Raw genomic sequence first — 7,464 nt, 5'->3', positions numbered from 1 at the left:
GCGTCTCGGCCAGTTCGTGGCGACGGTGCGATCCAGTTCACACGTCCGTCGATCGCGGTGATCACACTGTGTTGATCGCGGCCGTACGTGGCCCGTTGCAGCGCTTTTGGCGGATCTCATGCGCGCTTCGAATCGGACAACGGTAGGGTCGAAGGCGTGTGCGGAGTCACCGGGGAGGTACGGCTCGACGGGCAGCCGCCCGATGTAGCGGCGGTCTCGGCGATGGCCGCGGTGCTGACACCCCGGGGTCCGGATACCGGCGGCGCCTGGTCGCAGGGCCGCGTCGCGCTTGGCCATCGTCGCCTCAAAATCATTGACCTGACCGAAGCCGGCGCCCAGCCGATGGTCGACTCGGAGCTGGGCCTGTCGCTGGCGTGGAACGGCTGCATCTACAACTACAAGGAGTTGCGGCAGGAGCTCAGCGGGTACGGCTACCGCTTCTTCTCGCACAGCGACACCGAGGTTCTGATCAAGGCCTACCACCGGTGGGGCGACGACTTCGTCAGCCATCTGTTCGGCATGTTCGCCTTCGCCATCGTCGAACGCGACAGCGGGCGGGTGCTGCTCGGCCGGGACCGGCTCGGCATCAAGCCGCTGTACCTGACCGAGGACAACCACCGGGTGCGGTTCGCGTCCACGTTGCCGGCCCTGCTGGCCGGCGGCGGTGTGGACACCCGGATCGACCCTGTCGCCCTGCACCACTACATGAGCTTCCACTCGGTGGTGCCCGCGCCCAACACCATCCTGCGTGGGGTCCGCAAGGTGCCGCCCGCGTCGCTGGTGGCCATCGAGCCCGACGGCCGGCGCACCGTCACCACCTACTGGGCGCCCGACTTCACCCGCCACTCCGACCGCGCCGACTGGTCGGAGCGCGACTGGGAGGACGCCGTGCTGTCCACGCTGCGGCTGGCGGTCAAGCGCCGCCTGGTCGCCGACGTGCCGGTCGGTTGCCTGCTGTCCGGGGGCGTGGACTCCAGCCTGATCGTGGGCCTGCTCGCCGAGGCCGGCCAGCACGGCCTGTCGACGTTCTCCATCGGCTTCGAGTCGGCGGGCGGCGTCAAGGGCGACGAGTTCCAGTACTCCGACATCGTGGCCAAGCGCTTCGACTCCAACCATCACCAGATCCGCATCGAGACCGACCGGATGCTGCCCGCGCTGGACGGTGCCATCGGCGCGATGAGCGAGCCGATGGTCAGCCACGACTGCGTCGCCTTCTACCTGCTGAGCCAGGAAGTGTCGCGGCACGTGAAGGTCGTGCAGTCCGGGCAGGGCGCCGACGAGGTGTTCGCCGGCTACCACTGGTACCCGCCGATGGGCGAGGCCGCCGCGGCCACCCTGGACGGTGCCGTCGCCCAGTACCGCGGCGCGTTCTTCGACCGCGACGACGCCGGGGTCGACGCGCTGGTCGGATCGGGCATCGTCGCGCCCGGCGATCCCAGCCTGCGATTCGTCACCGAGCATTTCGCGCAGGCCGGCGCCGAAACCGGCATCGACCGCGCGCTGCGCCTCGACACGACCGTGATGCTGATCGACGACCCGGTGAAGCGGGTCGACAACATGACGATGGCGTGGGGGCTGGAGGGCCGGGTGCCGTTCCTCGACCACGAGCTGGTCGAGCTGGCCGCGACCTGCCCGCCGGAACTGAAGATCGCGCACGAAGGCAAGGGCGTCCTGAAACAGGCTGCGCGACGGGTGATTCCGTCGGAGGTCATCGACCGCCCCAAGGGCTACTTCCCGGTCCCGGCGCTGACCCACCTCGAGGGCCCGTACCTCGACATGGTCCGCGACGCTCTTTACGCGCCCACGGCCAAGGAGCGCGGCCTGTTCAACACCGACGCGGTCGACGCGCTGCTGGCCAACCCAAACGGCAAACTGACCCCGCTGCGGGGCAACGAGCTCTGGCAGATCGCGCTGCTCGAGCTCTGGTTGCAGCGTCATGGTGTAACGGGCCCGGTTGCGTGACCATGGTCGATCCGTCCGGCGACCACACCGAGGCGATCACGCTCGGTCTGCATGACGCCTCGCCGCAAGAGCTGGTCGACGCGATGGCCAAGGATGTCGAGCTCGAACTAGGTTGGGGCCGGCTGATTTTCGGGCAGACCTTCGCCAATTCCCAGGAACTGGTCGAGGCGCTGCGCCGCGAGGGACCCGGGCGTCGCGACATCTGCATCTACGCCCGCGAGTCGCACGTGGTGGTCGCCGAGGCGCCCACCGAGCTGTTCATCGATCCCAGCCACACCTACCGGCTGCGCTTCACCCCCAAGACGGAGAACCTGGCGCCGACGCCGCTGGGCGTGACGGTGCGCACGCTCAACGACCCGATCGATGCCGACGCCATGAACCGCGTCTACGTGCGCTGTGGCATGGTCCCGGCCGGTGTGGACGTGATCTGGGACAACCATCAGCACGTGCCGGCGGTGAAGTACCTGCTGGCGGTGCGCGACGAGGACGGGGCCGTGGTCGGCACCGTCACCGGCGTCGACCACGAGTTGCTGTTCAACGACCCGGAAGAGGGGTCGAGCCTGTGGACGCTGGCGGTCGATCCGGCCGCCGGGCTGCCGGGCGTCGGCGGCGCCCTGACCAAGGCGCTGGCCGAGCACTTCCGCAGCGCGGGCCGGGCCTACATGGACCTGTCGGTGGCGCACGACAACGCCGCCGCCATCGGGCTCTACGAGAAGCTGGGTTTCCGTCGCGTCCCGGTGCTGGCGATCAAGCGCAAGAACGCGATCAACGAGCCGCTGTTCAGTCCGCCGCCCGAGACGGTCGACGACCTCAATCCGTACGCCCGGATCATCGCCGACGAAGCGCTGCGCCGCGGTATCTGGGTCGAGGTGCTCGACGCCGAGACCGGCGAGATGCGTCTGACCCACGGCGGCCGCAGCGTCATCACCCGGGAATCGCTGTCCGAGTACACCTCGGCGGTGGCCATGTGCCGCTGCGACGACAAGCGGCTGACGCGGCGCCTGGTCTCCGAGGCGGGCATCACCGTGCCACGCGCGCGGCTGGCCACGTTCGACGAGAGCGACTTCGCCTTCCTCAAAGAGGTCGGCGAGGTCGTCGTCAAACCGACGCGTGGCGAGCAGGGCAAGGGCATCACGGTCGGGGTCGTCCCGGACAACGGGCCCGACGACCTCAGCTCCGCGCTGGCGCGGGCCCGCCAGCAACACTCCGACGTGCTGATCGAGCAGCGGGTGACCGGCGACGACCTTCGGCTGGTGGTGATCGACGGCCGCGTCGTCGCCGCCGCGCTGCGGATGCCCCCGGAGATCATCGGCACGGGGGAGCACAGCGTGCGGGACCTGATCGCGGCCGAGAGCCGGCGCCGCTCGGCGGCCACCGGCGGTGAATCCCGCATCCCGCTCGACGACCTCACGGAGTCGACGATCGCCGAGGCCGGCTGGCAGCTGGACGACGTGCTGCCGCAGGGGACCCGGCTGCGGGTTCGGCGCACCGCCAACCTGCATCAGGGCGGCACCATCCATGACGTCACCGCGCACGTGAACAGCGAACTGTTCCGCGTCGCCGTGACGGCGGCCGAAGCGATCGGCATCCCGGTGACCGGCATCGACCTGCTGGTGCCCGATGTCAGCGGCGCCGAATACGCCTTCATCGAAGCCAACGAGCGCCCGGGGCTGGCCAACCACGAGCCCCAGCCCACGGCCGCGGCCTTCATCGACTTTCTCTTTCCCGGCCACCCCGGCCAGCCGCAGGCCTGGACTCCCGAGGAGTCCCGGTCGGATCGAGGTTGACGCGGCGGGTGCGGCACCCGTTCGATACCCCGCGCGACGCTAGCGACGGGTCGGATTGGGTAAATCTCTGTCAAACCGGAACGGAGACCGCATGAGTGCGAGCGCGCAAACCAAGACCATCTCGACGCATGTGCCGGCGCGGCTGGATCGGCTGCCGTGGTCGCGGTTTCATTGGCGCGTCGTCGTCGGCCTGGGCGGGGTGTGGGTGCTCGACGGGCTCGAGGTCACCATGGTGGGCAACGTGTCGGCCCGGCTCATGGAGCACAACAGTGGGATCTCGCTGGACGCCGCGCAGATCGGCATGGCGGCCGCGATCTACATCGCGGGGGCGTGTTCGGGGGCACTGTTCTTCGGCCACCTGACGGACCGCTTCGGCCGGCGCAACCTGTTCATCCTCACCTTGGCGATCTATCTGGTGGCCACCGTCGCCACCGCGTTCGCGTTCGCCCCGTGGTATTTCTTCCTGACCCGTTTCTTCACCGGCTCCGGCATCGGCGGCGAATACGCCGCCATCAATTCGGCCATCGACGAGTTGATCCCGGCGCGGGTCCGCGGCCGGGTCGACCTGGTGATCAACGGAACTTATTGGCTGGGTTCGGCCGCCGGTGCGGGCGGCGCGCTGGTGCTGCTGAACACGTCGAACTTCCCGCCCAACGTCGGCTGGCGTCTGGCCTTCGGCATCGGCGCCATCCTCGGCATTTTCGTGCTGCTGGTGCGGCGCAACGTTCCGGAGAGCCCGCGCTGGCTGTTCATTCACGGCCGCGACGAGGAGGCCGAGCAGATCGTCGGCGAGATCGAAGAGGCGGTCGAGCAGGAGACCGGCCAACCGCTGCCCGAACCGCAGGGCAAGGCGCTGCGGATCCGCCAGCGCACGGCGATCTCGTTCCGGGAGATCGCCGCCGTGGCGTTCAAGCTCTATCCGCGGCGCGCGATCCTCGGACTGGCGCTGTTCATCGGGCAGGCGTTCCTCTACAACGGCGTCACGTTCAACCTCGGCACGCTGCTCAGCCAGTTCTACGCTGTGCCGTCGGACATGGTGCCGGTGTTCTTCGTGCTGTGGGCCCTGAGCAATTTCGCCGGCCCGCTGGTGCTCGGGCACTTGTTCGACACCGTCGGCCGCAAGCCGATGATCACGCTGACCTACATCGGTTCCGGTGTCGCGGTGGTGGCGCTGGCGATCGTGTTTCTCACCCAGGCCGGCGGCGTCTGGGCCTTCATCTGCGTGTTGATCGTCGCGTTCTTCCTGGCGTCGGCGGGCGCCAGCGCGGCGTACCTGACGGTCAGCGAGATCTTCCCGATGGAGACCAGGGCGCTCGCGATCGCGTTCTTCTACGCGATGGGCACGGCGATCGGCGGCATCACCGGCCCGCTGCTGTTCGGTCAGCTGATCAACTCGGGCATGCGCAGCGAGGTCGTCTGGTCGTTCCTGATCGGGGCGGTCGTGATGGCCGCGGCCGGCCTGGTCGAGCTGTGGCTCGGCATCGCCGCCGAGCAGCGCCCGCTCGAGGAGCTGGCGTTGCCGTTGACCGTGGAAGACGCTGAGCGTCAAGAGGATTCGGAGCCGGTCACGGACTAGGCCGGGCGGGTCAGCCGTACGCGTCCCACCACGTGTGCAGGTCTTCGGCGGTGGCCGGGTCGCCGGTGACGTCGCTGAGCATGAGCCTCGCGTCGTTCGACCAGATCACGTTCGGGTGGTTGTTGTAGGTGCCGCACGCGATCAGCCCGGCCATGTCGTCGGGGGTCTCGTCGTAGTGCCAGCTGACGGGTGAGCGTCCCTCGCCGGGGCAGTTCACCAGGCTGACGTTGCCGACGTCGTCGTTGAACGCCTTCTTCAGCCGGTCAGGCGTAGGGAACAGCCCATAGGTGGCCCGGGCCGGGCCGCCGGGCTGGGTGTTCTGTCCGCAGGTCACCATCGCCACCGCGGGCACCCAGATGCTGCCCGACTCGGGGGTGGCCGGCGTGCAGGTGCCGGGCAGGTAGCCCGGTGGGAGCAGGCTGATCAGTCGCGCCTGGTCGCCGCTGGGCGCGGCGGTGGACGGCGGCGCGGTCTTGCCCGAACTCGGCCGGTGCTGCGGCTGGCTGGTCGGTTTGAGCACCAGCCAGACGCCGACGGAGCAGATCGCGACGGCGACGACGGCCGCGGCGGCCACCACCGGCCAGCGGGTGCGCCGGGGCCGCGGCGGCGCGGGTGGGCTGATCGGGACCTCGGCGCCCGCGGTGTTGCTGCGCTCCAGGATCGTCGCGGCGCGTTCGCGTTCGGGGCTGGTCAGTGCCTTGTGCGCGGCGTCGGCCAGGGCGCCGGCGGTGGGGTAGCGCTCGCTCGGGTCCTTGGCCATTCCGGCCGCGATCACCGCGTCGAATGCCGGGCTCACGTCGGCGCCGTGCGCGCTGGGTTTGGGGATGGGGTGCATCATGTGCGCGGTGACCAGCACGCCCGTGCTGTCGGCGCCATACGGCGGCGCCCCGGTCAGGCATTCGTAGAGCACGCACGCCAGCGCGTACACGTCGGCCCGGGAAGTCACCTCGTCACTCGAGAAGCGTTCGGGCGCCATGTATTTCAAGGTGCCCACCGCGGTGCCCAGTTGGGTCAGTTTCTCGTCGGTCTTGGCGCTGGCGATACCGAAGTCGACCAGATAGGCGAAGTCGTCGCCGGTGATCAGGATGTTCTGCGGTTTGACGTCACGATGCGTCACCCCGGCGGCGTGGGCCGCGTCCAGGGCCGACGCGACCTGGTGGATGATGGCCACCGCGCGCGGCGCGGGCAGCGGCCCCTCACGTTCGAGCAGACTGTCCAGGTCGACACCCTCGATAAGGCGCATCTCCAAAAACAGCTGGCCGTCGATTTCGCCGTAGTCGTGGATCGGCACCACATGCGGCTCCAGCAGCCGGCCGGTGATGCGGGCTTCGCGCTCCATTCGCTTGCGGAACACCGGATCCTGGCTGAACGTGTGCGACATCAGCTTCAGCGCGACGGTCCACTGCTTGACGGTGTGCTCGGCCTCGTAGACCTCGCCCATCCCGCCGCGGCCGAGCAGCCTCCCCAGGCGGTACGGGCCGAACATCGTCCCCGACCGCGACCCCTGCGCGTCGCTCATCGCCGACTCCAATCAACTCGCCGCAGGAAAAGTACAACATCCCCGGGTACGGTGATCGCGGCTCGGCCGGCCGGCGGCCCCGGTTGGCCGCTTGCTATCCGGTGACTTTCGTCAGCCAGGCCGGATTCTGGTAGTTCACCGCGGTGGCGCCGTCCCACACGAAGGGTGTGGAATTGGCGTTGTCCGCCGACAGGCTCGAGTAGCCGTTCGCCGCTTTCGACTTGGCCGTGCCGATGTCGTCGCCGGACTTGATACAGGTGACGACGGCGGCGTCGGCGCCCACCGTCTTGGCCAATTGCGCGAGCTCGCCATCGGTGCGGTCTTCTGCGGCGCCCTCTTGCGGCTGAAAGTTGCTGGCGAACAAGCCGGAATAGAAGTCGGCGTAAACCTTGGGGTCGTTCTGCCCGGCGACGCAGTAGCTGGCCGCCACCGCGCGCGTCGAGTAGTCCTGGCTGTGCGACTTGTCGTCGAGGAAGTTCAGCAGGTGATAGCGCACGGCAAGCTTCTTGTTGTTCACGGCGGTGTCGATGTCGGTGGCGTTCGACCTGATGAAGCTGCCACACGGCGGGCAGATGGGTTCGTTGAAGATGTCGATCGTGGTCTGGGCTCTTATACACATC

General features: G+C 68.8%; 5 protein-coding genes. 3 read left to right on the top strand and 2 right to left on the bottom strand.

The window, feature by feature from the left end; genetic code table 11:
* Nucleotides 1-156 precede the first annotated feature (156 nt).
* From A5760_RS23870 to A5760_RS23860, 3 genes are all read left to right on the top strand, one after another.
* Entirely contained in the window at nt 157-1,962 is a 1,806-nt protein-coding gene (locus tag A5760_RS23870; RefSeq protein WP_064885438.1) for an N-acetylglutaminylglutamine amidotransferase, read from the top strand.
* Nucleotides 1,959-3,749, top strand: a complete 1,791-nt coding sequence (gene ngg / locus A5760_RS23865) for an N-acetylglutaminylglutamine synthetase (protein ID WP_064885436.1) — start codon at nt 1,959-1,961, stop codon at nt 3,747-3,749. Before A5760_RS23870 ends, ngg begins: the two co-directional genes overlap by 4 nt.
* A gap of 91 nt (nt 3,750-3,840) precedes the next feature.
* On the top strand, nt 3,841-5,325 hold the full coding sequence (locus tag A5760_RS23860) for an MFS transporter (protein ID WP_064885434.1): 1,485 nt from the start codon (nt 3,841-3,843) through the stop codon (nt 5,323-5,325).
* Between the two features lie 10 nt (nt 5,326-5,335).
* On the opposite strand, the gene A5760_RS23855 is transcribed toward A5760_RS23860, so the two are convergent.
* The gene (locus A5760_RS23855) at nt 5,336-6,844 is read right to left on the bottom strand and encodes a serine/threonine-protein kinase (RefSeq protein ID WP_064885431.1); all 1,509 of its coding nucleotides are present in this window, start codon (nt 6,842-6,844) and stop codon (nt 5,336-5,338) included.
* Nucleotides 6,845-6,938: 94 nt separating this feature from the next.
* The coding region (locus tag A5760_RS23850; protein ID WP_064885429.1) for a DsbA family protein at nt 6,939-7,464 on the bottom strand (526 nt) is incomplete at its 5' end.

Source organism: Mycobacterium colombiense, assembly GCF_001665835.1.
Classification (GTDB): Bacteria; Actinomycetota; Actinomycetes; order Mycobacteriales; family Mycobacteriaceae; genus Mycobacterium; species Mycobacterium colombiense_A.
The sequence above is the reverse complement of the archived record's forward strand: the minus strand, read 5'-3'. Positions and strand labels throughout refer to the sequence as shown.

Coding starts and splice junctions, on each gene's coding strand:
- A5760_RS23860 (WP_064885434.1), top strand. CDS start 3,841: ATGAGTGCGAGCGCGCAAACCAAGACCATCTCGACGCATGTGCCGGCG.
- A5760_RS23855 (WP_064885431.1), bottom strand. CDS start 6,844: ATGAGCGACGCGCAGGGGTCGCGGTCGGGGACGATGTTCGGCCCGTAC.